Annotated in this window: 27 protein-coding genes; 6 read left to right on the top strand and 21 right to left on the bottom strand. The window is 73.0% G+C overall.

From position 1 onward, the window contains the following. Nucleotides 1–44: 44 nt before the first annotated feature. Nucleotides 45–1,064 (top strand): HpcH/HpaI aldolase/citrate lyase family protein, encoded by a 1,020-nt coding sequence (locus IG62_RS0126675; protein ID WP_420711110.1) that lies wholly within the window; start codon nucleotides 45–47, stop codon nucleotides 1,062–1,064. A 56-nt stretch (nucleotides 1,065–1,120) separates the two neighbouring features. Here IG62_RS0126675 and lgt read toward each other — a convergent pair whose 3' ends face one another. The 11 genes from lgt to hisI all read right to left on the bottom strand — a co-directional run bounded on the left by lgt (nucleotide 1,121) and on the right by hisI (nucleotide 10,521). Beyond that, entirely contained in the window at nucleotides 1,121–2,242 is a 1,122-nt protein-coding gene (lgt, locus tag IG62_RS0126670) for a prolipoprotein diacylglyceryl transferase (RefSeq protein ID WP_030808359.1), read from the bottom strand. 96 nt (nucleotides 2,243–2,338) lie between these two features. Beyond that, nucleotides 2,339–3,304 carry a DsbA family protein gene (locus IG62_RS0126665; RefSeq protein WP_078872255.1) on the bottom strand — a complete coding sequence of 322 codons (966 nt, stop codon included), beginning with the start codon at nucleotides 3,302–3,304 and terminating at the stop codon, nucleotides 2,339–2,341. 146 nt (nucleotides 3,305–3,450) lie between these two features. Further along, nucleotides 3,451–4,269: a tryptophan synthase subunit alpha gene (trpA, locus tag IG62_RS0126660; protein WP_030808352.1), complete on the bottom strand. Its 819-nt coding sequence runs from the start codon at nucleotides 4,267–4,269 to the stop codon at nucleotides 3,451–3,453. Further along, nucleotides 4,269–5,549: a tryptophan synthase subunit beta gene (gene trpB, locus IG62_RS0126655; protein WP_030808351.1), complete on the bottom strand. Its 1,281-nt coding sequence runs from the start codon at nucleotides 5,547–5,549 to the stop codon at nucleotides 4,269–4,271. The genes trpA and trpB overlap by 1 nt, the downstream gene beginning before the upstream one ends. Before the next feature lie 57 nt (nucleotides 5,550–5,606). Continuing rightward, entirely contained in the window at nucleotides 5,607–5,891 is a 285-nt protein-coding gene (gene trpM, locus IG62_RS0126650) for a tryptophan biosynthesis modulator TrpM (RefSeq protein WP_051798637.1), read from the bottom strand. A gap of 18 nt (nucleotides 5,892–5,909) precedes the next feature. Then, entirely contained in the window at nucleotides 5,910–6,719 is an 810-nt protein-coding gene (trpC, locus tag IG62_RS0126645; protein ID WP_030413643.1) for an indole-3-glycerol phosphate synthase TrpC, read from the bottom strand. Nucleotides 6,720–6,870: 151 nt separating this feature from the next. Further along, nucleotides 6,871–7,317, bottom strand: coding sequence for a DUF2752 domain-containing protein (locus IG62_RS0126640; protein WP_030808348.1), 447 nt, complete (start codon nucleotides 7,315–7,317; stop codon nucleotides 6,871–6,873). Between the two features lie 159 nt (nucleotides 7,318–7,476). Beyond that, a complete protein-coding gene (locus IG62_RS0126635) occupies nucleotides 7,477–7,719 on the bottom strand; it encodes an HGxxPAAW family protein (RefSeq protein WP_030808345.1) in 243 nt (80 codons plus the stop codon). Between the two features lie 85 nt (nucleotides 7,720–7,804). After that, entirely contained in the window at nucleotides 7,805–8,521 is a 717-nt protein-coding gene (locus tag IG62_RS0126630; RefSeq protein WP_030808335.1) for a TIGR02234 family membrane protein, read from the bottom strand. 66 nt (nucleotides 8,522–8,587) lie between these two features. After that, the gene (locus IG62_RS0126625; protein ID WP_030808332.1) at nucleotides 8,588–10,123 is read right to left on the bottom strand and encodes an anthranilate synthase component I; all 1,536 of its coding nucleotides are present in this window, start codon (nucleotides 10,121–10,123) and stop codon (nucleotides 8,588–8,590) included. Between the two features lie 11 nt (nucleotides 10,124–10,134). Continuing rightward, nucleotides 10,135–10,521 carry a phosphoribosyl-AMP cyclohydrolase gene (hisI, locus tag IG62_RS0126620; protein WP_030808329.1) on the bottom strand — a complete coding sequence of 129 codons (387 nt, stop codon included), beginning with the start codon at nucleotides 10,519–10,521 and terminating at the stop codon, nucleotides 10,135–10,137. A 39-nt stretch (nucleotides 10,522–10,560) separates the two neighbouring features. On the opposite strand from hisI, the gene IG62_RS47410 reads away from it, so the two are divergent. Beyond that, entirely contained in the window at nucleotides 10,561–10,710 is a 150-nt protein-coding gene (locus IG62_RS47410) for a hypothetical protein (protein WP_158795122.1), read from the top strand. 46 nt (nucleotides 10,711–10,756) lie between these two features. Here IG62_RS47410 and IG62_RS0126610 read toward each other — a convergent pair whose 3' ends face one another. Next, entirely contained in the window at nucleotides 10,757–11,389 is a 633-nt protein-coding gene (locus tag IG62_RS0126610; protein ID WP_030808326.1) for a TIGR03085 family metal-binding protein, read from the bottom strand. A 26-nt stretch (nucleotides 11,390–11,415) separates the two neighbouring features. Next, nucleotides 11,416–12,372 carry a LysR family transcriptional regulator gene (locus IG62_RS0126605; protein WP_051798635.1) on the bottom strand — a complete coding sequence of 319 codons (957 nt, stop codon included), beginning with the start codon at nucleotides 12,370–12,372 and terminating at the stop codon, nucleotides 11,416–11,418. A 94-nt stretch (nucleotides 12,373–12,466) separates the two neighbouring features. On the opposite strand from IG62_RS0126605, the gene IG62_RS0126600 reads away from it, so the two are divergent. Genes IG62_RS0126600 through IG62_RS0126590 form a run of 3 tightly spaced genes read left to right on the top strand, consistent with a single transcriptional unit; the run spans nucleotide 12,467 to nucleotide 15,953 of the window. After that, nucleotides 12,467–13,222: a succinate dehydrogenase gene (locus IG62_RS0126600; RefSeq protein ID WP_030808320.1), complete on the top strand. Its 756-nt coding sequence runs from the start codon at nucleotides 12,467–12,469 to the stop codon at nucleotides 13,220–13,222. A gap of 2 nt (nucleotides 13,223–13,224) precedes the next feature. Next, nucleotides 13,225–15,174, top strand: a complete 1,950-nt coding sequence (locus IG62_RS0126595) for a fumarate reductase/succinate dehydrogenase flavoprotein subunit (protein ID WP_030808317.1) — start codon at nucleotides 13,225–13,227, stop codon at nucleotides 15,172–15,174. Continuing rightward, a complete protein-coding gene (locus tag IG62_RS0126590; protein WP_030808314.1) occupies nucleotides 15,171–15,953 on the top strand; it encodes a succinate dehydrogenase/fumarate reductase iron-sulfur subunit in 783 nt (260 codons plus the stop codon). The genes IG62_RS0126595 and IG62_RS0126590 overlap by 4 nt, the downstream gene beginning before the upstream one ends. Before the next feature lie 33 nt (nucleotides 15,954–15,986). On the opposite strand, the gene hisF is transcribed toward IG62_RS0126590, so the two are convergent. From hisF to hisD, 8 genes are read right to left on the bottom strand one after another with little or no spacing between them, the layout of a single operon-like run. Further along, nucleotides 15,987–16,751: an imidazole glycerol phosphate synthase subunit HisF gene (hisF, locus tag IG62_RS0126585; RefSeq protein WP_030413632.1), complete on the bottom strand. Its 765-nt coding sequence runs from the start codon at nucleotides 16,749–16,751 to the stop codon at nucleotides 15,987–15,989. Further along, the gene (locus tag IG62_RS0126580) at nucleotides 16,748–17,185 is read right to left on the bottom strand and encodes a RidA family protein (protein WP_051798633.1); all 438 of its coding nucleotides are present in this window, start codon (nucleotides 17,183–17,185) and stop codon (nucleotides 16,748–16,750) included. Before IG62_RS0126580 ends, hisF begins: the two co-directional genes overlap by 4 nt. Continuing rightward, on the bottom strand, nucleotides 17,182–17,907 hold the full coding sequence (gene priA / locus IG62_RS0126575; RefSeq protein ID WP_030808308.1) for a bifunctional 1-(5-phosphoribosyl)-5-((5-phosphoribosylamino)methylideneamino)imidazole-4-carboxamide isomerase/phosphoribosylanthranilate isomerase PriA: 726 nt from the start codon (nucleotides 17,905–17,907) through the stop codon (nucleotides 17,182–17,184). The genes IG62_RS0126580 and priA overlap by 4 nt, the downstream gene beginning before the upstream one ends. Before the next feature lie 5 nt (nucleotides 17,908–17,912). After that, complete coding sequence (hisH, locus tag IG62_RS0126570; protein ID WP_030808305.1) at nucleotides 17,913–18,563, bottom strand: imidazole glycerol phosphate synthase subunit HisH; 651 nt, start codon at nucleotides 18,561–18,563, stop codon at nucleotides 17,913–17,915. Further along, on the bottom strand, nucleotides 18,560–18,724 hold the full coding sequence (locus IG62_RS47965; protein WP_030413628.1) for a hypothetical protein: 165 nt from the start codon (nucleotides 18,722–18,724) through the stop codon (nucleotides 18,560–18,562). Before IG62_RS47965 ends, hisH begins: the two co-directional genes overlap by 4 nt. A 4-nt stretch (nucleotides 18,725–18,728) precedes the next feature. Further along, nucleotides 18,729–19,322, bottom strand: coding sequence for an imidazoleglycerol-phosphate dehydratase HisB (hisB, locus tag IG62_RS0126560; protein WP_030413627.1), 594 nt, complete (start codon nucleotides 19,320–19,322; stop codon nucleotides 18,729–18,731). Then, complete coding sequence (locus IG62_RS0126555; RefSeq protein WP_030808302.1) at nucleotides 19,319–20,455, bottom strand: histidinol-phosphate transaminase; 1,137 nt, start codon at nucleotides 20,453–20,455, stop codon at nucleotides 19,319–19,321. Before IG62_RS0126555 ends, hisB begins: the two co-directional genes overlap by 4 nt. Before the next feature lie 26 nt (nucleotides 20,456–20,481). Next, nucleotides 20,482–21,807, bottom strand: coding sequence for a histidinol dehydrogenase (gene hisD / locus IG62_RS0126550; RefSeq protein WP_030808298.1), 1,326 nt, complete (start codon nucleotides 21,805–21,807; stop codon nucleotides 20,482–20,484). 307 nt (nucleotides 21,808–22,114) lie between these two features. On the opposite strand from hisD, the gene IG62_RS0126545 reads away from it, so the two are divergent. Beyond that, nucleotides 22,115–23,716: a hypothetical protein gene (locus IG62_RS0126545; protein WP_030808295.1), complete on the top strand. Its 1,602-nt coding sequence runs from the start codon at nucleotides 22,115–22,117 to the stop codon at nucleotides 23,714–23,716. The last annotated feature ends 276 nt before the right edge of the window (nucleotides 23,717–23,992 follow it).

The following is a 23,992-nucleotide window of genomic DNA, read 5'->3' as shown; positions in this document are numbered from 1 at the left end:
CCAAGCCCTTGCCGACGCCCCAGGAGGCCCCCGCCGCGACGCCGCTGACCTGGCTCTATGTGCCCGGTGACCGGCCCGGGACGGTCGCCAAGGCGCTCGGCTGCGGGGCCGACGTGGTGGTGCTCGACCTGGAGGACGCGGTCGCCCCGGACCGCAAGGAGTACGCGCTGCGGGCCACCGCCGAGCTGCTGAGCGACCCGGCGCCGGGCCCGGCGCCGGTGCACGTCCGCGTCAACGCGCTGGACGGTCCGCTCGCCGAGCACGAGATCCGCACCCTCGCCGCGCTGCCGGGGCTGGCCGGGCTGCGGCTGCCCAAGGTGCAGGGGCCGGCCGACATCCGCCGGGCCGCGGGCTGGGCCACGACGGCCGCCGGGCCGCTCGGCGGGCCGGCCGGCGAACGGTTCGCGGAACCGGTCGCCACCCCGCTGGCCGCGCCCGCCCTCACCGGCCGGCTCGCGGCCGGACGCACCGCCCGCGGCCCCCGCACCGTCCGGCCCGGCCCCGGCACGGCCACCGCCACCCTCACCCCCGCGGCCGGCCGGGCCACCCGCGCACTGCCCGCCACCCCCGCGCTCTACGCCCTGCTGGAATCCGCCCTCGGCATCGAGCACGCCTTCGTCATCGCCACCGCCCACCCGGCGCTGCGCGGGATCGCGCTCGGCGAGGCGGACCTGGCGGCGGAGCTGGGGGTACGGGACGAGGCGGGGCTGGCCTGGCCCCGCAGCCGGGCCGTGGTCGCCGCCCGGGCGGCCGGGCTGGCGCCGCCGCCGCAGTCGGTCTACCCGGACGTGCACGACCTGGAGGGACTGGCCCGGTCCTGCGCCCAGGGCCGGGCGATGGGGTTCCTGGGCCGGGCGGCGATCCATCCGCGCCAGCTGCCGGTCATCGAAGCGGCCCACCTCCCCTCGCCGGAGGAGATCGAGGCGGCGGCGGAGATCGTCCGGGCGGCCGCCGCGGAGGGCGGGGCCCAGGCGCTGGCGGACGGGCGGTTCGTGGACGCGGCGGTGGTCGCCGGCGCCCGGCGGGTGCTGGCGCTGGCCGCGCGCGGACAACGCAGACAGTGAGGCGGCCCGGGACACGGGGTCCCGGGCCGCCTCAGGCCTCGAAAAACGTCAGGTGCTCAGGACTTCTTGCTGTCCGCGGCCTCGGCGGCCGGCTCGTCGGCGACCGGCTCGTCAGCAGCCGGTGCGTCCGCGGCCGCAGTCTCCGGCTTCCCGGCCGGCGTCTCCCCGGCCTTCCCCGCCTGCGCGGACTTTTCCGCCTGCGCGGCCGTCGTCGCCTCTTCCGTCTTCGCGGCGGGCTTCTCGACCGAGACCTTGTCCTTAGCCCCGTCCTCGGCTTCCGAGGAGGCGCCGTCGGTGGACTCGCCCTCCTCGCCGCTCTTGCCGGCCGCGGCGGCCTCCGCGGCCGCGCGCTCCTCCAGCGCACCGGGCTCGACGACCTCTTCGCGGCCGGGCGCCTTCTTGGCGGACACCACGAAGTAGACGACGGCCAGGACGAAGACGATCAGCGCGGTCCAGACGTTCAGCCGCAGGCCCAGGATGTGGTGCGCCTCGTCGACCCGCATGTACTCGATCCAGGCGCGGCCCGCGCAGTAGGCGGCGACGTACAGCGCGAAGGCCCGTCCGTGGCCGAGCCGGAAGCGCTTGTCGGCCCAGATCACCAGCGCCGCGACGCCGATGCACCACAGGCACTCGTAGAGGAAGGTCGGGTGGTACGTGCCGCCGACGCGTCCGATGGCCGGGTCGGAGCTGATCTTCAGCGCCCAGGGGAGGTCGGTGGGCCTGCCGTAGAGCTCCTGGTTGAACCAGTTGCCCCAGCGGCCGATCGCCTGGCCCAGCGCCAGGCCGGGCGCCAGCGCGTCGGCGTAGGCCGGCAGCGGGATGCCACGGCGGCGGCAGCCGATCCAGGCACCGACGGCGCCGAGCGCCACCGCACCCCAGATGCCCAGACCGCCCTCCCACACCTTGAAGGCGTTGAGCGGGTGCCCGTCCTTGCCGAAGTACGGCTCGTACGTCGTGATGACGTGGTAGAGGCGGCCGCCGACCAGCCCGAAGGGCACGGCCCACACGGCGATGTCCGCGACCGTGCCGGAGCGGCCGCCGCGCTGGACCCAGCGCTTGTTGCCGAGCCAGACGCCCACGAAGACGCCGATGATGATGCAGAACGCGTAGCCGCGCAGCGGGATCGGGCCGAGGTGTACGACGCCGACCGACGGGCTGGGAATGAATGCGAGTTCCATGGCAGGGACGACGCTACCGCGCCGGGCCGGGTCGGCGACAACCCGCCCGGCTACGGCTGCGTAACGACCCCGTCGGTGCGTCGTGACGCTGTGTGGCTAGGAGGAGGGCGGGGCCGCGACCCCGCGGCTGGCGTGCGCGCCGGTGCCGGGTGCGCCGCCGGCGCCCTTGCCGGGCGAGGCACTTGCGACGGGCGAGGCACTGTGGCCCCGGGACGCGCCGTGGCCCGACGAGGCGCCATGGCCCGGCGAGGCGGGGGCGGACGGGGCGCCGGTGCCCGGCTGCTTGCCCTTGTCGGCGTCCAGCACCATCTTCTTCAGGTCCGCCGGGGTCACCCGGCCGCCCTTGACCTTGGACAGGTCCTTGCCGTTGAGCAGGACGGTCGGGGTGCCGCGGTATCCCGACGTGGTGAAGGCTTCGTTGGACCTGCGGACGAAGGCGTCGTACTTGCCGTCGTTGACGCATGCGGTGAAGGCGGGGGTGGTCAGGCCCTTGACCTTGCCGGCCAGCTGGAGGAGGTACTTCTTGTCGGCGAACTTGTCCTCCTGCTCGGGCGGCTGGTTCGCGTAGAGGACGTCGTGGAAGTCGCGGAACCGGCCGGCGTCCTGGGCGCACAGCGCGGCGTTGGCAGCGTTGAGGGAGCCCTTGCCGCCGGCATTGCCGTCGATGATCGTCACGAGGTGGTACTCGCTCTTCAGCCGGCCCTGGTCCTGGAGTTCATGGATCACCGGGCGGAAACCGGTCTCGAACTGCTGGCAGGCGGGGCAGCGGAAGTCCTCCCACACCGTGAGGGTGGAGGGGGCGTTCGGTGCGCCCACCGGGACGGCCGGTCTGTCGCCTCCGCTGGCCTGCTTGGGCAGGGCCGTCTCGTTGTCGGAGCTGCTGCCGCCGCTGCCCGACGACATCACCCAGGCGGTGATGCCGCCGGCGATCGCCAGCACCACCAGCACCGCTCCGGCGACGATCGCCTGCCGGCCGCGCCGGGCGCGGGCCTGCTCCTTCTCCCGCTGGGCCTGCAGCCGCTCGCGGGCGCTTCTCTTACCCTCTTGGTTCTTCTGGTTCACGCCCCTGACAAACGAAGCGGAGGGGTGCCGACGCACCCCTCCGCACCGATGTTCGCCCTATCGAGGGACGGCGTTCCGTGCCGCCGTGGACGTCCGCCCGGCCGCCCGCCGTCCCCGGCCGGCGGCCGTCCCTCCGGCCGGCGGCCTCAGAAGCGCTTGCGCACGCCCTCGGCCAGCTCACCCGCCAGGGCGCGCACCCCGGCGAGACCGGCCTGTTCGTCGCCGTCGGCCTCCAGCAGCCGCTTGACGAACGCCGAGCCGACGATCACCCCGTCCGCGAACTGGGCCACCTCGGCGGCCTGGGTGGCGTTGGAGACGCCCAGCCCGACGCAGACCGGCAGCTCGGTGGTCGCGCGGGTGCGGCCCACCAGTTCCTGGGCCTCCAGGCCGACGGATTCGCGGGTGCCGGTGACCCCCATCAGCGAGGCGGCGTAGACGAAGCCGCTGCCGGCCGCGGTGATCTTGGCGAGCCGCTCGTCCCGGCTGCTCGGCGCGACCACGAAGACGGTGGCCAGCCCGTGCTGCTCGGCGGCCTTGCGCCACACCTCGGACTCCTCGACGGGGAGGTCCGGCAGGATGCAGCCGGCGCCGCCGGCCTCGGCCAGGTCGGCGGCGAACCGCTCGACGCCGTAGGCGTCGACGGGGTTCCAGTACGTCATGCACAGCACCGGTGCCCCGGTGGCGGCCTGCACCTCGCGGACCGTGCGGATGACGTCGACGATCTTCAACCCGCCGCGCAGCGCGATGTCGTCGGCGGTCTGGATGACCGGGCCGTCCAGGACCGGGTCGCTGTGCGGCAGGCCGACCTCGACGATGTCGCAGCCGCCGTCCAGCATCTCGGTCATCGCGCGGATGCCGCCGTCGACGGTCGGGAAACCGGCCGGGAGGTAGCCGACGAGGGCGGCGCGGTTCTCCGCCTTGGCCTGGGCCAGTACGGAATTGAGCAGTTCGATGTTGCCCGCCATCACTTCTCCCCCTCGCCCGTCGGCTGGACCGCGCCGTTGACGTCGGCCCCGCCCTTTTCGTCGTACAGCCCGAAGTACCGCGCCGCGGTGTCCATGTCCTTGTCGCCGCGGCCGGAGAGGTTGACCAGCAGCAGGCCGTCGGGGCCCAGCTCGCGGCCGACCTCCAGGGCGCCGGCCAGCGCGTGGGCGCTCTCGATGGCCGGGATGATGCCCTCGGTCTGCGACAGCAGCCGCAGTGCCTGCATCGCGGCGTCGTCGGTGACCGCGCGGTACTCGGCGCGGCCGACGTCCTTGAGGTAGGCGTGCTCGGGGCCGATGCCGGGGTAGTCGAGGCCGGCCGAGATGGAGTACGGCTCGGTGATCTGGCCGTCCTCGTCCTGGAGGACGTAGCTGCGCGAGCCGTGCAGGATGCCGGGGGTGCCCTCGGTGAGGGTGGCGGCGTGCTCGCCGGTCTCGACGCCGTGGCCGCCCGGCTCGCAGCCGATCAGCCGGACCCCGGTGTCGGGCAGGAAGGCGTGGAACAGGCCGATGGCGTTGGAGCCGCCGCCGACACAGGCGAGCGCGGCGTCCGGCAGGCGGCCGGCGCGCTCCAGGATCTGCCGGCGGGCCTCGACGCCGATGACGCGGTGGAAGTCGCGGACCAGGGCCGGGAAGGGGTGCGGGCCGGCGACCGTGCCGAAGAGGTAGTGGGTGCGGTCGACGTTGGCGACCCAGTCGCGGAACGCCTCGTTGATGGCGTCCTTGAGGGTGCGACTGCCGGACTTCACGGCGATGACCTCGGCGCCGAGCATCCGCATCCGGGCGACGTTGAGGGCCTGCCGCTGGGTGTCGACCTCGCCCATGTAGATGGTGCAGTCGAGGCCGAAGAGGGCGCAGGCGGTGGCGGTGGCGACGCCGTGCTGGCCGGCGCCGGTCTCGGCGATGACCCGGGTCTTGCCCATGCGCTTGGTGAGCAGCGCCTGGCCCAGCACGTTGTTGATCTTGTGCGAGCCGGTGTGGTTGAGGTCCTCGCGCTTGAGGAACACCCGGGCGCCGCCGGCGTGTTCGGCGAACCGCGGCACCTCGGTGAGCGCACTGGGGCGCCCGGTGTAGTTGACCATCAGGTCGTTGAGCTCGGCCGCGAACGCCGGGTCGGCCTTGGCCTTCTCGTACTCGGCGGCGACCTCGTCGACGGCGGCGACGAGGGCCTCGGGGATGAACTTGCCGCCGAAGGCGCCGAAATAGCCCTCGGGGCTGGGCACCTGCCCGTCGGGGTCGGGAAGGAAGAAATCGGAGGACATGAAACGCACTCCTCGATCGGGGCACACGCCCCGCACTATCGGATTTCGGACATCACGCTACGGAAGACGGCTGCCGCGCACACCGTCGCCGGGGACGTCGGTCCCCGGCCGGTCTGCGGCAGCGCTGCGCCATCGGCGCCCGTTGATCTGTCCCGGCTCCGAGCCGATGTGGTAGCGCACCCGTCGTCCGCGGACCCGGCGGGCGGGCGCACGGCAGCCGCGCGGGCGGCAACCGGGGCCCAGCCCCGCGTGCCGGGCGTCGCCAGCGGCAGCGGCCAGCAGCCCCGCCGGCCCGGAGTGGCCCGGGCCGGGGCGGCGGATGCGGCGGACGGTGGCGGTCATCTGGGGTGTCCGGGGGCGTCAGGCCCGTCCGTGGCGGATCGCCGGGTGGGAACCGGCGGCGACCAGGTCGGCCACCGCGGTCTTGGGGTCCTTGCCGGTGACCAGCGACTCGCCGACCAGGACCGCGTCCGCGCCGTCGTTGGCGTAGGCGATCAGGTCGTGCGGTCCGCGGACACCGGACTCGGCGATCTTGACGATGTGGTCCGGGATCTCGGGGGCGACCCGGGCGAAGTTGCCGCGGTCGACCTCCAGCGTCTTGAGGTTGCGGGCGTTGACGCCGATGATCCGGGCGCCGGCGTCCACCGCGCGGGCGACCTCTTCCTCGTCGTGCACCTCGACCAGCGGCGTCAGCCCGATCGACTCGGCCCGCTCGATCAGCGAGACCAGCGCCTCCTGCTCCAGCGCGGAGACGATCAGCAGGGCGAGGTCGGCACCGTAGGCGCGGGCCTCCCACAGCTGGTAGGCGGTGACGATGAAGTCCTTGCGCAGCACGGGGATGTCGACCCGGGCCCGGACGGCCTCCAGGTCGGCCAGCGAACCGCCGAACTTGCGCTGTTCGGTCAGCACGGAGATCACCGCGGCGCCGCCGGCCTCGTAGTCCGCGGCCAGGCCGGCCGGGTCGGCGATCGCGGCCAGCGCGCCCTTGGAGGGGCTGGAGCGCTTGACCTCGCAGATGACCGTGACGCTCTCGCCCTTGAGTGCCGCGACACCGTCCATCGCGGGGCGCGCCTTACGGGCCCGCTCCTTGAGCTCGTCGAGGGAGGTGTGCGCCTGCCGCTCGGCCAGGTCGGCACGGACCCCGTCGATGATCTCGTCGAGCACACTCACGCGAGCGGCCTCCTTCTTGAGCGGGGGAGGTGGACAGTGGCCCGTGGGACGCACTGCCCCACCCGGCTCTCCGATGGTATCCGCCACGGGGTGCAGGTCCCGCATCCGGTTGACCGTGGTCCCACAAGCTGGACACCTCCGAGCCGGCTGCTCATGGCGCCAGGCCACTGCCGAAGGGCAGGTTGCGGACGGCCGTGAAGACCAGCAGCAGGCCGCCCAGCGCCCACCAGTGCACGGCGCGCGGGTTCGGTCCCGCCGTGCGGAGCCCGCGGGCCGCCCGGCCGAACCAGATGGCCCAGAAGGCCGCACCGGCGGCACAGGCGGCCACCAGGAGGGCGTTGGCGGCCAGCGCGGCACCCAGGTCCGCGTGGACGAGGGCATGGGCGCTGCGGAGCCCGCCGCAGGCCGGGCAGAGCACGCCGGTGAGGTGCCGCAGCGGGCACACGGGGTAGTGGCCGGGCCGGTTGGGGTCGACGGCGCCGACGTAGCCGAAGGCAGCGAGGGCGGCGGTCAGGGTGCCCAGCGGGGCCCGGAGCCGGCGGGGCAGTCCGGCCGCCGGCGGGGCTGGGGGCCGGGCGCCGGCCGCGCGATCGCTCACGTGCCGATTGTGCGCGGGTACGCGCGAAGGCGCAGCTTCTCGGCCGCCGTACGGGGTGGGCACGGACGGCGGGTACGGCACCCGGGGGTGGCGTACGGGCCGGGAAGCGGCGCCTTCGGGGGCAGGGCGGTCCGGAGGATCACCCGGTGCGGGGCGGGCTCAGCCCTCCTGCGGCTGCGCCTGGGGGGCACGGGTCTTCGCGGCGCCCTTGGGCTCCTGGCCCAGGCCGGCCGCGCGCATCAGACCGCCCACCACGGCGCCGGCGCCGATCAGCACCATGCCGGCCCAGAAGCCGGGCACGCTCCCCAGCACGATGAAGGCTCCGGCGACACAGAAGCCGATGAACGAGATGATGACGCCCGTCCAGGCTGCGGGGGTGTGTCCGTGGCCACTGCTCGACATGAGTGCTCCTCGTTGCTCTATCGCGCCGGGGTCCGGGCGCGGTGATCCTCGGCGTCCATTGTCACCGATGCCGGGCGGGGCCCCTTTACCGGGTGGGGTCCTCGCCGCGGTCCAGGGACTTCCAGATCTCCTCCGGGCGGTCCAGTTCCGGGGCCGCGGGGACGCGGCGCGGGCCGCGGGCGCCGCCGGGCGTGCGCTCGTAGCGGCCCGACATCGCAGGCCAGCGGCGCCCGTGGACCAGCGCCAGGACGCCGGCGACGAGCAGCAGCAGACCGCCGGCCGCGGCCACCCAGGGCCAGCCGGTGTGCGTGACGTGATGCACATCGGCGCCGGTCAGGCCGACGGCGGTGGCCGCCTTCTCACGCAGTGCGGAGGTGTCGCCGTTGCCGAGCACGGCGGCGACGACGATGCCGGTGCCGCTGAGTGCCAGCAGCGAGGCGACGGCGATGCGGCCGGCCCGGCGGACCGCGAAGACGGCGACCAGCGCGGCCAGGCCGACCACGGCCAGTGCGCCGGGGACGCCGGTGACGTCGGCGCCGGTGACCGTGCGCGGCAGTTCGCCCTGGGCCAGCACCGCGGAGCCGCGGGCCCAGGTGCGGCCGGAGGACAGCAGGGCCAGGCCGGCGCCGGCCGCCCCGGTCAGCAGCGCGAGCGCGAGGCTGCGCCGGGCGCCGCCGGCGGCCCGGGCCGGACCGGACGGGGTGCCGGCCGGGGGCGCGGCCGGGTCCGACGGCGCGGTGTCCGGGGACTCGGTGGCGTCCGACGGCTCGGTGGTGGCGGGGGTCTGCGGTGCGGCACTCACGCGTACCACTATCGCGCACCGGCCGGAGGGGGCCGGTGCGCGGGGGTGGTACCGGCGGGTGGGCGGCTAGCGGCCCAGGTGGTTGGCGGTGTGCACGGCGCGGAGCACCGCCGCCGCCTTGTTGCGGCACTCGGTGTCCTCGGCCACCGGGTCGGAGTCGGCGACCACGCCGGCGCCCGCCTGGACGTAGGCGGTGCCGTCCCGCAGCAGCGCCGTGCGGATCGCGATGGCGGTGTCGGAGTCGCCGGCGAAGTCGAGGTAGCCCACGCAGCCGCCGTACAGGCCGCGCTTGGTCGGCTCCAGCTCCTCGATGATCTGCATGGCGCGCGGCTTGGGCGCGCCGGAGAGGGTGCCGGCCGGGAAGCAGGCGGTGAGCACGTCGAAGGCGGTGCGGCCCTCGGCGACCTGCCCGGTGACCGTCGAGACGATGTGCATCACGTGGCTGTAGCGCTCGATGGACATGAAGTCGACGACCTCGACGCTGCCCGGTGCGCAGACCCGGCCGAGGTCGTTGCGGCCGAGGTCGACCAGCATCAGGTGCTCGGCGCGCTCCTTGGGGTCGGCCAGCAGCTCGTCGGCGAGGGCCTGGTCCTCCTGGACGGACGCACCGCGCGGGCGGGTGCCGGCGATGGGGTGGACCATGGCCCGGCCGCCCTCGACCTTCACCAGCGCCTCGGGGCTGGAGCCCACCACGTCGAAGGCGCTGCCGTCGGCGGCCTCGAAGCGGAAGAGGTACATGTACGGGCTGGGGTTGGTGGCCCGCAGCACGCGGTAGACGTCCAACGCGCTTGCCGTACAAGGGGTTTCGAAGCGCTGGGAGGGCACCACCTGGAAGGCCTCGCCGGCCCGGATGCGCTCCTTGATGTCGTCGACCGCGTCCTGGTAGGCCGGGCCGCCCCATTCGGCGGTGTACGCGGGGACCTCGGACGGCGGCAGCGCGGCGGCGCTGGGCGGCGCGGGCCGGGCCAGGTCGTCGGCCATGGCGTCCAGGCGGGCCACCGCGTCGGCGTACGCCTCGTCGATGCCGGTGTCGAGGTCGTTGTGGTTGATCGCGTTGGCGATCAGCAGGACCGTGCCGTTCCAGTGGTCGAGGACGGCGAGGTCGGAGGTGAGCAGCATGGTCAGCTCGGGCAGCCGGAGGTCGTCGGCGGTGCTGTCACCGATCTTCTCCAGGCGGCGCACGATGTCGTAGCCGAGGTAGCCGACCATGCCGCCGGTGAAGGGCGGCAGACCCGCGCCCTCGATGAGGTCACGCGGGGTGTGCAGCGTCTCGACGGTGGCGCGCAGGGCGGCCAGCGGGTCGCCGTCGGTGGGCACGCCGACCGGCGGGGTGCCGAGCCAGTGCGCCCGGCCGTCGCGGGTGGTGAGGGTGGCGGCGCTGCGGACGCCGATGAAGGAGTAGCGCGACCACGTGCGGCCGTTCTCGGCGGATTCCAGCAGGAAGGTGCCGGGGCGCTCGGCGGCGAGTTTTCGGTACAGCCCGACGGGTGTGTCGCCGTCCGCGAGCAGGCGCCGGGTGACGGGGACGACCCGCCGGTCCTTGGCGAGCGTACGGAAGGTGTCGAGGTCCGGATGGGCGGTGCCGGTGGTTCCCGTGGTCATGGCAGCGGAGCCTACTGGTCCCGGGGGTCCCCGGTCGTCAGCACATCGGCGTCGAAGCAGGTGCGGGCGCCGGTGTGGCAGGCGGCGCCGACCTGGTCGACCTTCACCAGGAGGGTGTCCGCGTCGCAGTCCAGGGCCACGGACTTGACGTGCTGGACGTGGCCTGAGGTGTCGCCCTTGACCCAGTACTCCTGGCGGCTGCGGGACCAGTACGTGCAGCGTCCGGTGGTCAGGGTGCGGTGCAGCGCCTCGTCGTCCATCCAGCCCATCATCAGCACCTCACCGGTGTCGTACTGCTGGGCGATGGCGGGCACCAGGCCGTCGGCGCCGCGCTTGAGGCGGGCGGCGATCGCGGGGTCCAGTGCGGAGTCGGCGAGGGGCGTGCGGCTGCTGCTCATGGCTCCATTGTGCCGTGCGGGCCCTGTCATCCTGCAGATATGCCACCGCAACCGCCGCCGCCCGTACCACCGCCCCCGCCGCCGGAGCCGGACCGGGCCGCGCGGGTGGCGGCCCGGGTGCTGGGGGCGGTGTTCGCGGCGGCGGTGGTGGTGGCGGTGGTGGTCGTCCTGGTGCTGCTGCACCGCTGAGGGCACGGCGCCCCGGGGCCGGCGCTCCCGTCGGCCCGGAGGCGCCTCAGATGCCGAGCTTCGCGGCCAGCAGCCGGTCGACCGCTTCCTTGTCGCCGTCCAGCTGCACGTCGGCGGCTTCCTGCCGGCCGAAGGCGAACATGGTCAGCTCGCCCGGCTCGCCGACGACCGTGACGACCGGGGTGCCGCGGTGGGCGACCGCCGTGCGCCCGTCCGGGCGGCGCAGCACCAGCCCGACCGGTGACGTACGGCCCAGCACCCGGGCCATCCGCTCGATCCGGGTCCACAGCGCGTCCGCGAAGACGGGGTCCACCTCGCGCGGGGTCCACTCCGGGCGGGCGCGCCGGACGTCCTCGGCGTGGACGTAGAACTCGACGGTGTTGGACGCCTCGTCGACCGGCTTGAGCGCGAACGGCGACAGCCGCGGCGGGCCGGTCCTGATCAGGTGGATCAGCTCGCCGTACGGCTTGGCCGCGAATTCCGCCTGTACCCGCCGCAGCCGGCCCGCGAGCGGTTTGACCAGCAGCCCGCCGGCGGCGTCGGCGCGCCGCTCGCGGACGACCAGGTGGGCGGCCAGGTCCCGGGTGGTCCAGTTCTCGCAGAGCGTCGGCGCCTCGGGCCCGGCGCTCTCCAACAGGTCGGCGAGGAGGAGTCGTTCACGCTTCGCATGGGTCGACATAACGGCCAGCCTACGGCCGGTCGCGATCACCTGCCACGGCGCCGCGCGGCGGTGGGCGACGGGCCGGAACGCCCGCCGGGGCCGGGCGACGGCTCCAGGCCCGGGTGTGCCTTCAGGATGCGTTCCAGTTCGCGGGCGGCGCGGGGCGGGGAGACGTCGCCGCGGTGGGCGACGGAGACGACGCGGTGCATGCCGGGGGTGGCGAAGGGGGTGATGCGCAGGCCGGAGCGTTCGGCGACCATGCTGGGCACGACGGCGATGCCCAGCCCGGCGCGGACGAAGCCGAGGACCGCGTCCATCTCGCCGCCCTCGACGGTGAAGGTCGGCTCGAAGCCGGCCGCGCGGCACGCCGCGGTGGTGAATTCCCGCAGGTCGTAGCCGCGGCGGAACATGGCCAGCGGGCGGCCGCGGAGGTCCTCGACGCGGATCCTGGTGCGCCGGCCGGTCGCCGGTGCGGGCCGGTCCGGGGCGGAGACCACGACCAGTTCCTCGCGCAGCAGCTCGGAGGTGGCCAGGGCGGGGGCCTGGACGGGCAGCGGGGTGATGATCAGGGCGAGGTCGAGCGCGCCGTCGGCCAGGGCGCGTACCAGGTCCTGGGAGCCGTCCTCGGTGACGATCAGGTCGACGCCGGGATAGGCCGTGTGGAAGGCGCTCAGGACGTCGGGGACGAGGCTCGCGCAGAGGCTGGGCGGGGCGCCGAGCCGCAGCCGGCCGCGGCGCAGCTGGGCGACCTCCTGGACCTCGCGGCGGGCGGTCTCGGCGTCGGCGAGGATCCGGCGGGCGAGCGGCAGCAGGGTCTCGCCGGCGTCGGTGAGGGTGATGTGGCCGCGGGCGCGGTGGAAGAGCTCGGCGCCCAGCTCCCGTTCCAGGGACCGGATCTGCTGGGACAGCGAGGGCTGGGCGACGTGTTCGCGCTCGGCGGCGCGGGTGAAGTGGCGGGTGTCGGCGACCGCGGTGAAGTAGCGGAGCTGCTGCAGCTGCATGAGGCGACGGTACGGCATCGATAGGCCCAGCCTATGGAGATGAGCCGGAGCATGTCTTGGACTGATGGCGGACCGCTGCTTACGGTCGGGTCCCATGGCACTGGGCATACGGACGGACCGACGGCCGTCGAAGACGGGCGGCGCGCGACAGCGCTCGATGAGGGGTGGTGGCCGGGCGACGGGCGGGCCGACGCTCTGGGGCTCGACCGTCGGCAAGAAGACGGTGATGGCCGTGAGCGGGCTGATCATGCTGCTCTACCTGGTCGTCCACATGATCGGGAACCTGAAGATCTTCTTCGGGCCGGGCGAGTTCGACCACTACGCGCACTGGCTGCGCACGGTGGGCGAGCCGTTCATGCACTACGGGTGGACGCTGTGGCTGGTCCGCGTCGTCCTCGTCGTCGCCGTCGTCGCCCACGCCACGTCCGCGTACCAGCTCAGCCGCCGCGACATCAAGGCGCGCCCCACCGGATATGTGCACAAGAAGCGGCGCGCGAGCTACGCGACCCGCACCATGCGCTGGGGCGGGATCATCCTCGGCCTGTTCCTCGTCTGGCACCTGCTCGACCTGACGACCGGGACCGTGCACTCCGGCTTCCGGCCCGGCCACCCGTACCAGAACGTCGTGGACACCTTCTCCACCTGGTACGGCAACGTCATCTACCTCCTCGCGATGCTGGCGCTCGGCCTGCACGTCCGGCACGGCTTCTGGAGCGCCGCGCAGAGCCTCGGCGTCGGCAGCCGCACCCGTGACCGCCTCCTGAAGACCACCGCCAACGTCCTCGCGCTGGTGCTGACGGTGGGCTTCGTCTCCGTACCCGTCGCCGTCATGACCGAAGTGGTGAGCTGACCATGTCTCCTTACGCCGACTACGCGACCGGGGAGCCGGTCGCGGACACCAAGGCGCCGGCCGGACCGGTCGCCGAGCGCTGGGACACCCGCCGCTTCGAGGCGAAGCTGGTCAACCCGGCCAACCGCCGCAAGCACACCGTCATCGTCGTCGGCACCGGGCTCGCCGGCGGTGCGGCCGGTGCCACGCTCGCCGAACAGGGCTACCACGTCGAGCAGTTCTGCTACCAGGACTCCCCGCGCCGCGCCCACTCCATCGCCGCGCAGGGCGGCATCAACGCGGCGAAGAACTACCGCAACGACGGCGACTCGATCCACCGGCTCTTCTACGACACCGTCAAGGGCGGCGACTTCCGGGCCCGCGAGTCCAACGTCCACCGCCTCGCCCAGATCTCGGTCGAGATCATCGACCAGTGCGTGGCCCAGGGCGTGCCGTTCGCCCGCGAGTACGGCGGTCTGCTCGACACCCGCTCCTTCGGCGGTGTCCAGGTCTCCCGCACCTTCTACGCCCGCGGCCAGACGGGCCAGCAGCTGCTGCTCGGCGCCTATCAGGCGCTGTCCCGGCAGATCGCGGCCGGGAACGTGACGATGCACCCGCGGACCGAGATGCTGGACCTGATCGTCGTCGACGGCCGGGCCCGGGGCATCGTGGCCCGTGACCTGATCACCGGCGCGATCGACACGTACTTCGCGGACGCGGTGGTGCTCGCCTCCGGCGGCTACGGCAACGTCTTCTACCTGTCGACGAACGCCATGAACTCCAACGCGACCGCGATCTGGCGGGCGCACCGGCGCGGCGCGTACTTCGCCAACCCCTGCTTCACGCAGATCCACCCGACCTGCATCCCGCGCACCGGCGACCACCAGTCGAAGCTGACGCTGATGAGTGAGTCGCTGCGCAACGACGGCCGGATCTGGGTGCCGAAGGCGAAGGGCGACGACCGGCCGCCGAACAGGATCCCCGAGGACGAGCGCGACTACTACCTGGAGCGCGTCTACCCGTCCTTCGGCAACCTCGTCCCCCGCGACATCGCCTCGCGCGCCGCGAAGAACGTCTGCGACGAGGGGCGGGGGGTGGGCCCCGGCGGGCAGGGCGTGTACCTGGACTTCGCCGACGCGATCGCGCGGATGGGCCGGGGGGCCGTCGAGGCCAAGTACGGCAACCTCTTCGACATGTACCAGCGGATCACCGACGAGGATCCGTACGAGGTGCCGATGCGGATCTACCCCGCCGTGCACTACACGATGGGCGGGTTGTGGGTCGACTACGACCTGCAGACCACCGTCCCCGGCCTGTTCGCGATCGGCGAGGCCAACTTCTCCGACCACGGCGCCAACCGGCTCGGCGCGTCCGCCCTCATGCAGGGCCTCGCCGACGGCTACTTCGTGCTGCCCTCCACCATCAACGACTACCTGGCACGCCATCCGCACGGGGACGAGATCGGCGCCGACCACCCGGTCGTCCAGGAAGTCCTCGCCGAGACCGAGGACCGTCTGCACCTCCTCCTGGCCGTCGACGGCGACCGCACGCCGGACTCCTTCCACCGCGAACTCGGCGAGCTGATGTGGGAGTTCTGCGGTATGGCACGCACCGACGAGGGCCTGCGGAAGGCGCTGGAGCGCATCCCCCAGGTCCGCGAGGAGTTCTGGCGCCGCATCAAGGTGCCCGGCACCGGTGCGGAGTTCAACCAGTCCCTGGAGAAGGCCAACCGCATCGTCGACTACCTGGAGCTCGCCGAGCTCATGTGCCTCGACGCGCTGCACCGGGCCGAGTCCTGCGGCGGCCACTTCCGCGAGGAGTCGCAGACCCCGGACGGCGAAGCGGCCCGCAGGGACGACGAGTTCTCCTACGCGGCCGCCTGGGAGTTCACGGGTACGGGCGAGGCCCCGACCCTCCACAAGGAAGACCTGGTCTTCGAGTACGTCCACCCCACCCAGCGGAGCTACGCATGAGGCTCATCCTGCGCGTCTGGCGCCAGAAGAACGCCGACGCCGAAGGCGCCATGTCCACGTACGAGGTGGACGGCATCTCGTCCGACATGTCCTTCCTGGAGATGCTGGACACGCTCAACGAGGAGCTCATCCTCCGGGGCGAGGACCCGGTCGCCTTCGACCACGACTGCCGCGAGGGCATCTGCGGCGCCTGCTCGCTCGTCATCAACGGCGACGCGCACGGCCCGAATGGGGTCTCCCCTGCTCGAGCGGATTCGAGAGCTTGGGGAAGCACCACCACCTGCCAGCTGCACATGCGGTCCTTCCAGGACGGCGACACCATCGACATCGAGCCGTGGCGGGCGTCCGCCTTCCCGGTGATCAAGGACCTGGTCGTCGACCGCTCCGCCTTCGACCGGATCATCCAGGCCGGCGGCTACATCACCGCCCCCACCGGCTCCGCACCGGACGCGCACGCCACGCCCGTGCCGAAGCCGGACGCCGACCACGCCTTCGAGCACGCCGAGTGCATCGGCTGCGGGGCGTGTGTCGCCGCTTGCCCGAACGGGGCGGCGATGCTCTTCACCTCCGCCAAGGTCAACCACCTCAACGTCCTGCCGCAGGGCGCCCCGGAACGCGAGTCCCGGGTCCTGGACATGGTGGCCCAGATGGACGAGGAGGGCTTCGGCGGCTGCACGCTGACCGGCGAATGCGCCACCGCCTGCCCCAAGGGCATCCCGCTGTTCAGCATCACGAGGATGAACCGCGAGTTCGTCCGGGCGGTCGGCAAGGGGCGCTGAGCGCCCGCCCCGGCCGGGGCGGGGCACCTCAGGTCAGCGCACCGGGTGCCCCGCCTCGCGCAGGGTCTGCTTGACCTCGCTGATGCGGAGGTCGCCGAAGTGGAAGACCGAGGCGGCGAGGACCGCGTCGGCGCCGGCGGCGACGGCCGGGGGGAAGTGGGAGAGCTTGCCGGCGCCGCCGGAGGCGATGACCGGGACGGTGACGTGCTTGCGGACCGCCTCGATCATCTCGACGTCGTAGCCGTCCTTGGTGCCGTCGGCGTCCATGGAGTTCAGCAGGATCTCGCCGGCGCCGAGTTCGGCGGCGCGGTGGGCCCATTCGACCGCGTCGATGCCGGTGCCGCGGCGGCCGCCGTGGGTGGTGACCTCGAAGCCGGACGGCGTGCCGGCGTCGGTGCGGCGGGCGTCGACCGACAGGACCAGGACCTGGCTGCCGAAGCGTTCGGCGATCTCGCGGATCACGTCGGGGCGGGCGATGGCGGCGGTGTTGACGCCGACCTTGTCGGCGCCGGCGCGGAGGAGTTTGTCGACGTCCTCGGGGGTGCGGACGCCACCGCCGACGGTGAGCGGGATGAAGACCTGTTCGGCGGTCCGGCGGACCACGTCGTAGGTGGTCTCGCGGTTGCCGGAGGAGGCGGTGATGTCGAGGAAGGTCAGCTCGTCGGCGCCCTCCTCGCCGTAGATCTTGGCCATCTCGACGGGGTCGCCGGCGTCGCGGAGGTTCTGGAAGTTGACGCCCTTGACGACCCGGCCGTTGTCGACGTCCAGGCAAGGGATGACTCGGACCGCCAGGGTCATCGCGGTTCTCCTTCGGGGACCCGGGGTGCGCCCCCCGGGGTTGCGCTGTCGCGGAATGCTTCGAGTTCGATCTGCACCAGCACCCGCGGATCGACGAAGCCGGAGACCACGAGCACGGTCGCGGCGGGCCGCACGGCGTCGAAGAGCTCCTTGTGGGCCCGGCCGACGGCGTCCACGTCGCGCACATGGGTGAGGTACATGCGGGTGCGGATGACGGATTCGGCGCCCAGGCCGAATTCCCTCAGCGCGTCGAGGCCCTGCCGGAAGGCCGCGAGCGCCTGTTCGTACGGGTCCCCCTCGCCGTGCAGCACCGTGCCGGTGAACGGCAGGGTGCCGGCGACCAGGACCCGGTCCCCGGCCGCGACGGCGCGTGCATGGCCGAAGGCCCCCTCCCAGGGGCTGTCGGACTGGACGCGCCGCACGGCCTCGCTCATCGGGACACCGCCTCCAGGGCTTCCTCCAGGGTGAACGCCTTCGTGTAGAGCGCCTTGCCGACGATCGCGCCCTCGACGCCCTCCGGTACCAGGCCCGCGATGGCCCGCAGGTCGTCGAGGGAGGAGACGCCGCCGGAGGCGACGACGGGGCGGTCGGTGGCGGCGCAGACGTTCCTCAGCAGCTCCAGGTTGGGGCCCTGGAGGGTGCCGTCCTTGTTGATGTCGGTGACGACGTACCGGGCGCAGCCCTCGGAGTCCAGGCGGGCCAGCGTCTCGTAGAGGTCGCCGCCGTCGCGGGTCCAGCCGCGGCCGCGCAGCGTCGTCCCCCGGACGTCCAGGCCGACCGCGATCCGGTCGCCGTACTCGGCGATGATCTTGGCGACCCACTCGGGGTTCTCCAGCGCCGCGGTGCCGATGTTGACCCGGGTGCAGCCGGTGGCCAGCGCCGCGGCGAGCGAGGCGTCGTCGCGGATGCCGCCGGACAGCTCGACCTTGATGTCCATCGAGCGGGCCACCTCGGCGATCTGCGCGCGGTTGTCGCCGGTGCCGAAGGCCGCGTCGAGGTCGACGAGGTGCAGCCACTCGGCGCCGGCCCGCTGCCAGGCGAGGGCCGCCTCCAGCGGGTCGCCGTAGGAGGTCTCGGAGCCGGACTCGCCGTGCACGAGGCGGACGGCCTGGCCGTCGCGGACGTCGACGGCGGGCAGCAGTTCAAGCGTGTTCACAGCGTTCACAGCGTTTCGATCCAGTTGGTCAGGAGCTGGGCACCGGCGTCGCCGGACTTCTCGGGGTGGAACTGGGTGGCCCACAGCGGGCCGTTCTCGACCGCGGCCACGAACGGCTCGCCGTGCGTGGCCCAGGTGACCTTCGGTGCGGCGAGGTGCGGGTTGCCGATCTCCAGCTCCCAGTCGTGCACTGCGTAGGAGTGCACGAAGTAGTAGCGGGCGTCGGCGGGCAGCCCGGCGAACAGCCGCGAGCCCTCGGGGGCGTCGACGGTGTTCCAGCCCATGTGCGGGACGATGTCGGCCTTGAGCGGGCCGACCGTGCCCGGCCACTCGTCCAGGCCTTCGGTCTCCACGCCGTGCTCGATGCCGCGGCCGAAGAGGACCTGCATGCCGACGCAGATGCCCATGACCGGGCGGCCGCCGGCCAGCCGGCGCCCGACGATCCAGTCGCCGCGGGCCTCCTGCAGCCCGCGCATGCAGGCGGCGAACGCACCCACACCGGGGACCAGCAGCCCCTCGGCGTTCATCGCCCGGTCGAAGTCCCGGGTGATCTCCACGTCCGCGCCGACATGCGCCAGCGCGCGCTCCGCGGAACGGACGTTGCCGAAGCCGTAGTCGAGGACGACGACCTTCTTACGGGAGGACGGGGCGGTCAATTCCACACCTCCAGCCGCAGCACACCGGCGGCCAGGCACATCGCCGAGCCGACGGAGAGCAGCACGATCAGGCTCTTGGGCAGCTGCTGCTTCCAGAAGGAGTAGACGCCGCCGAGGAGGAAGAGCCCGAGCAGGATGAAGACGGTCGACAGGCCATTCACGGGACTACAGGGCTCCCTTGGTCGACGGGATGATCCCGGCCGCGCGCGGGTCGCGCTCGCTGGCGTAGCGCAGGGCCCGGGCCAGGGCCTTGAACTGGCACTCCACGATGTGGTGGGCGTTGCGCCCGTACGGGACGTGCACGTGCAGCGCGATCTGCGCCTGGGCCACGAAGGACTCCAGGATGTGCCGGGTCATCGTGGTGTCGTACTCGCCGATCATCGGCGCCATCTTCTCGGGCTCGGTGTGCACGAGGTACGGGCGGCCGGAGAGGTCGACGGTCACCTGGGCGAGGGACTCGTCCAGCGGCACCGTGCAGTTGCCGAAGCGGTAGATCCCCACCTTGTCGCCCAGCGCCTGCTTGAAGGCGGCGCCGAGCGCGAGGGCGGTGTCCTCGATGGTGTGGTGGGAGTCGATGTGGAGGTCGCCGTCGGTCTTCACGGTGAGGTCGAACAGACCGTGCCGGCCGAGCTGGTCGAGCATGTGGTCGTAGAAGCCGACACCGGTGGCGATGTCGGTCCGCCCGGTGCCGTCGAGGTCTATCTCGACGAGGACCGAGGTCTCCTTGGTGGTGCGCTCCACGCGTCCTACGCGGTTCATGCCTGGGGCTCCTTCTTGAGTTCACGTACCGCGTCGAGGAACGCGTCGTTCTCCTCCGGGGTGCCGGCGGAGACCCGCAGCCACCCCGGTACGCCGTTGTCGCGGACCAGCACGCCGTGGTCGAGGATCCGCTGCCAGGCCGCGTGCGCGTCCTCGAACCGCCCGAACTGCACGAAGTTGGCGTCGGACGGGGTGACGTCGTAGCCGATCGCGCGCAGCTCGGTGACCAGCCGGTCCCGCTCCGACTTCAGCTGCTCGACGTACTTCAGCAGGGTGTCGGTGTGCTCCAGCGCGGCCAGCGCGGTGGCCTGGGTGACCGCCGAGAGGTGGTACGGCAGCCGTACGAGCTGGACGGCGTCCACCACCGCCGGGTCCGCGGCGAGGTAGCCGAGGCGCAGCCCGGCCGCGCCGAAGGCCTTCGACATCGTGCGGGAGACGACGAGGTGGGGGCGCCCGGCGAGCAGCGGCAGCAGCGAGTCGCCGTGGCTGAACTCGATGTACGCCTCGTCGACCACGACGATCGCCCCGGCGGTCGCGGCCTTGGCCGCCTGGGCCGCCTCGTACAGGGCGAGCACCGCCTCGGCCGGGACGGCGTTACCGGTGGGGTTGTTGGGGGTGGTGATGAAGACGACGTCGGGGCGGTGCTCGGCGATGGCCCGCTCGGCCGCCGGCACGTCGAGGGTGAAGTCGTCGTTGCGCGGACCGGAGATCCAGCCGGTGCCCGTGCCGCGCGCGATGAGCGAGTGCATCGAGTACGAGGGCTCGAAGCCGATCGCGGTGCGGCCCGGCCCCCCGAAGGTCTGCAGCAGCTGCTGGATGACCTCGTTGGAGCCGTTGGCGGCCCAGACGTTCTCGATGCCGAGGGGGTACTTGCCGGTCCTCGTCAGATACGCGGCCAGCTCGGTGCGCAGCTCGACCGCGTCCCGGTCCGGGTAGCGGTTGAGGTCGCGGGCGGCCTCGCGCACCCGCTCCGCGATCCGCTCGACCAGCGGCTCGGGCAGCGGGTAGGGGTTCTCGTTGGTGTTCAGCCGTACCGGGACGTCCAGCTGCGGGGCGCCGTAAGGGGACTTGCCGCGGAGTTCGTCGCGCACCGGGAGGTCGTCCAGGCCGGCCACTGCGGAGTTGCGGGTCATGGATGTGGTGCCTTGCTTCGTTCGCGTCACTTGCCTTCGGGGACCTTCCAGCCGAACCGGGCCTTGACGGCCGCGCCGTGTGCGGGCAGGTCCTCCGCCTCGGCCAGCGTCACGACGTGGTGCGCGACCTCGGCCAGCGCGTCCTTGGTGTAGTCGACGATGTGGATGCCGCGCAGGAACGACTGGACGGACAGTCCCGAGGAGTGGCAGGCGCAGCCGCCGGTGGGCAGCACGTGGTTGGAGCCCGCGCAGTAGTCGCCGAGCGAGACCGGCGCCCACGGGCCGACGAAGATCGCGCCGGCGTTTCGCACCCGCTGGGCGACGGCGGCGGCGTCCGCGGTCTGGATCTCCAGGTGCTCCGCGCCGTACGCGTCGACGACCCGCAGGCCCTCCTCGACGCCGTCCACCAGCACGATCGCGGACTGCTTGCCGGTCAGCGCCGGGACGATCCGGTCGTCGACGTGCCGGGTCGCGGCGACCTGCGGCTCCAGCTCCTTCTCGACGGCCTCGGCGAGCTCGACGGAGTCGGTGACCAGGACCGCGGCGGCCAGCGGGTCGTGCTCGGCCTGGCTGATCAGGTCGGCGGCGACGTGCGAGGCGTCGGCGGTGTCGTCGGCGAGGACGGCGATCTCGGTCGGGCCGGCCTCGGTGTCGATGCCGATGCGTCCGGTGAAGTACCGCTTGGCGGCGGCGACCCAGATGTTGCCGGGGCCGGTGACCATGTTGGCCGGGGCGCAGGTCTCGGTGCCGTACGCGAACATCGCGACGGCCTGGGCGCCGCCGGCGGCGTACACCTCGTCGATGCCGAGCAGCGCGCAGGCGGCGAGGATCGTCGGGTGCGGCAGACCGCCGTGCTCCTTCTGCGGCGGGGACGCCAGCGCCGTCGAGGGGACGCCTGCCTCCTGCGCCGGGACGGCGTTCATGATCACGGACGACGGGTAGACCGAGCGGCCGCCCGGGGCGTACAGCCCGACCCGCTCGACCGGCACCCACTTCTCGGTGACCGTGCCGCCGGGGACGACCTGGGTGGTGTGCGGGGCGCGGCGCTGGGCGCGGTGCACGATGCGGGCGCGGCGGATGGACTCCTCCAGGCTCGCGCGCACGGCCGGGTCGAGCTCCTCCAGGGCACGGGTGAGCGCGGCGGCCGGCACCCGGACCTGGTCGAGCGTGACCCCGTCGAACTTCTCCGCGTACTCGATCAGCGCCGCGTCGCCACGATGATGCACGTCCTCGCAGATCGGCCGCACCTTCTCCAGGGCGGCTTCCACGTCGAACTCGGCACGGGGCAGCAGGTCGCGCAGGGCGCCGCCCTCGGGAAGGGCGTCACCGCGCAGATCGATTCGGGAGATCACGTCCCCAGTGTCTCAGACCCGCTCCCGCGCCCGGCCGCCCGTATCACTGGGTGATACACAGCGACGCGGGGGCCGGACGCACGGTGACAGCGCGCCGCGAAGTTGACCGGAGTTGGCCCTGACCACGCGTGTTCAACCGGTCACCGGGCGGGCAAGGGCCACGTAGCGGCGTACGGGGAGACCTGCGGGAGCGGCTGCGGGACGCGCGCGGACCGGCGCACGGAATGCGTCCGAACAGGTTGCGACACGCGAAGGCGGCGGAGCAGGCACGCGCCGCGGCGGACCACGGGACAGCAAGGGGGACACAGTGACGGAGACCAGGGACGGCGACGCGCCCGCCGACCTGCGGCTGACCTCGGCGGAATGGAGCATGTGGCAGGCGTTCCGCAACGGCAGCACCTGCGATCTGCACATCGGGGACCCGATCCGCGACGATCCGCACGGCCAGCACCTGTGGGGCCCGGAACGCCGGGTGCGGGCCCGGGTGGTGGCGCTGCTGCTGCTCGACGGCCCGCCGGCGCAGCCGGGCCGGGTCTCGGCGCTGAAGCTCACCGGCGCGTACATCACGGACACTCTCGACGTGGCGGGCGGCACGATCAAGCCATTCGTGGAGCTGCGGGACTGCCGCTTCGAGGCCGAGGTGGTGCTGCCGGAGAGCCGGTTCAGCACGCTGCGGATGGTGAACTGCGCGATCCCCCGGCTGGAGGCCGCCCGGCTGCACACCGAGGGCGATCTGCATCTGCCGCGGTGCGTCGTGCAGTCCGGCATCCGGCTCAGCGACGCCCACATCGGCACCGACCTCATGCTCAACCAGACCGTGGTCCACAAGGACCGCCAGGGCCGGTCCATCATGGCGGACGGCCTGACCGTCGCCCAGGACCTGCAGGCCGAGATGCTGGAGTCCTACGGCGAACTGTCGCTGCGCGGCGCCACGGTCGGGGTCTCGCTGAGCCTGCGCGGCAGCCACCTGAGCAACCCCTTCGGCCGCCGGGCGCTGAACGCCCCGCAGCTGACCGTCGAGCGCACCCTCTACCTGACCGCCGCGGGCCTGGCGAACTCCCCGTTCTCCAGCGGCGCCACTCCCCCGTACGGCATCACCAACACCCCGCCCCGCGGCACCCGTATGCAGCGCTTCGAGTGCGAGGGCGGGATGCGGCTGGACGACGGCCGGTTCGGCGACGCGGTCGACTTCGAGCACGCCCGGTTCGTCATGGAGTCCGACCAGGAGCTGTCGCTGCGCCGGATCCAGACCCCGGAGCTGCGCTTCCTCGGCGAGCGGCCACAGCGCGGCCGGGTGATCCTCTCCGGCGCCCGGGTCGTCAACCTCGTCGACAAATCCGCGAGCTGGCCGGGCCTCGGCGGCCTGTGGATGGCCGGCTTCGCGTACGAGACGCTGATACCGCGCGGCCACTTCCCGCTGGCGCTGCGCCTCCAATGGGTCGCCGCGGCCACCCCCGAATACGCGCCCGAGCCCTACGAGATGCTCGCCGCCTCGCTGCGCGCCAGCGGCGAGGACGCAGACGCCCGCGAGGTCCTGCTGGCCAAGCAGCGCCGCCGCCGCGAGACGCTGCCGCTGGCCGCGAAGGCGTGGGGCTTCCTCCAGGACTGGACCGTCGCCTACGGCTACCGCCCCGGCCGCGCCGCGGTCTGGATGGCCATCCTCTGGGCCATCGGCACGGCCTACTTCTCGATGACCCCGCCCCCACCCCTCAAGGCGGGCGAAGCACCCCCCTGGAACCCGTACCTCTACGCCCTCGACCTCCTCCTCCCGGTCATCGACCTCAACCAGGACACCGCCTGGAAACCAGGAGGAACCGCCCAGTGGGTCGCGGCGATCCTCATCATGGCGGGCTGGGTCCTGGCAACAACGGTGGCAGCGGGGGCGTCTCGCCTGTTGCGGCGGCAGTGATCCCCACGTACCCGTCCGCTGCGCTTGGCTTTCCTCCCACGTACCCGTCCGTCCCGCCGCGGGGCTCGCTCTCCGTTGCGCTTGGCGGCGCCTCCCACGTACCCGCCTGTCCCACCGTTGGGCCTGGTCACCGTTGCGCCTGCGGCGGGCTGGGTGGGTGTCGGGTGCGGTGACGGACCTCCGGGGCCGGTTGTGTGGACTGCTGACGCTTTACGCTCCGCTGCGCTCCGCCTTCGCTCCTTATTGAGTCCTTGGAAGCGAAGCCCACACAACCGG

Source organism: Streptomyces sp. NRRL S-337, from assembly GCF_000720175.1.
Classification (GTDB): Bacteria; Actinomycetota; Actinomycetes; order Streptomycetales; family Streptomycetaceae; genus Streptomyces; species Streptomyces siderophoricus.
This window is presented reverse-complemented; position numbering and strand designations above follow the sequence as displayed.

Excerpts from the sequence above, each read along its gene's own strand:
- lgt (WP_030808359.1), bottom strand. The coding sequence starts at position 2,242 with ATGGAACTCGCATTCATTCCCAGCCCGTCGGTCGGCGTCGTACACCTC.
- trpA (WP_030808352.1), bottom strand. The coding sequence starts at position 4,269 with ATGGCGGGCAACATCGAACTGCTCAATTCCGTACTGGCCCAGGCCAAG.
- trpB (WP_030808351.1), bottom strand. The coding sequence starts at position 5,549 with ATGTCCTCCGATTTCTTCCTTCCCGACCCCGACGGGCAGGTGCCCAGC.
- trpM (WP_051798637.1), bottom strand. The coding sequence starts at position 5,891 with ATGACCGCCACCGTCCGCCGCATCCGCCGCCCCGGCCCGGGCCACTCC.
- IG62_RS0126635 (WP_030808345.1), bottom strand. The coding sequence starts at position 7,719 with ATGTCGAGCAGTGGCCACGGACACACCCCCGCAGCCTGGACGGGCGTC.
- IG62_RS0126625 (WP_030808332.1), bottom strand. The coding sequence starts at position 10,123 with ATGACCACGGGAACCACCGGCACCGCCCATCCGGACCTCGACACCTTC.
- hisI (WP_030808329.1), bottom strand. The coding sequence starts at position 10,521 with ATGAGCAGCAGCCGCACGCCCCTCGCCGACTCCGCACTGGACCCCGCG.
- IG62_RS47410 (WP_158795122.1), top strand. The coding sequence starts at position 10,561 with ATGCCACCGCAACCGCCGCCGCCCGTACCACCGCCCCCGCCGCCGGAG.
- IG62_RS0126610 (WP_030808326.1), bottom strand. The coding sequence starts at position 11,389 with ATGTCGACCCATGCGAAGCGTGAACGACTCCTCCTCGCCGACCTGTTG.
- IG62_RS0126605 (WP_051798635.1), bottom strand. The coding sequence starts at position 12,372 with ATGCAGCTGCAGCAGCTCCGCTACTTCACCGCGGTCGCCGACACCCGC.
- IG62_RS0126600 (WP_030808320.1), top strand. The coding sequence starts at position 12,467 with ATGGCACTGGGCATACGGACGGACCGACGGCCGTCGAAGACGGGCGGC.
- IG62_RS0126595 (WP_030808317.1), top strand. The coding sequence starts at position 13,225 with ATGTCTCCTTACGCCGACTACGCGACCGGGGAGCCGGTCGCGGACACC.
- IG62_RS0126590 (WP_030808314.1), top strand. The coding sequence starts at position 15,171 with ATGAGGCTCATCCTGCGCGTCTGGCGCCAGAAGAACGCCGACGCCGAA.
- hisF (WP_030413632.1), bottom strand. The coding sequence starts at position 16,751 with ATGACCCTGGCGGTCCGAGTCATCCCTTGCCTGGACGTCGACAACGGC.
- IG62_RS0126580 (WP_051798633.1), bottom strand. The coding sequence starts at position 17,185 with ATGAGCGAGGCCGTGCGGCGCGTCCAGTCCGACAGCCCCTGGGAGGGG.
- hisB (WP_030413627.1), bottom strand. The coding sequence starts at position 19,322 with ATGAACCGCGTAGGACGCGTGGAGCGCACCACCAAGGAGACCTCGGTC.
- IG62_RS0126555 (WP_030808302.1), bottom strand. The coding sequence starts at position 20,455 with ATGACCCGCAACTCCGCAGTGGCCGGCCTGGACGACCTCCCGGTGCGC.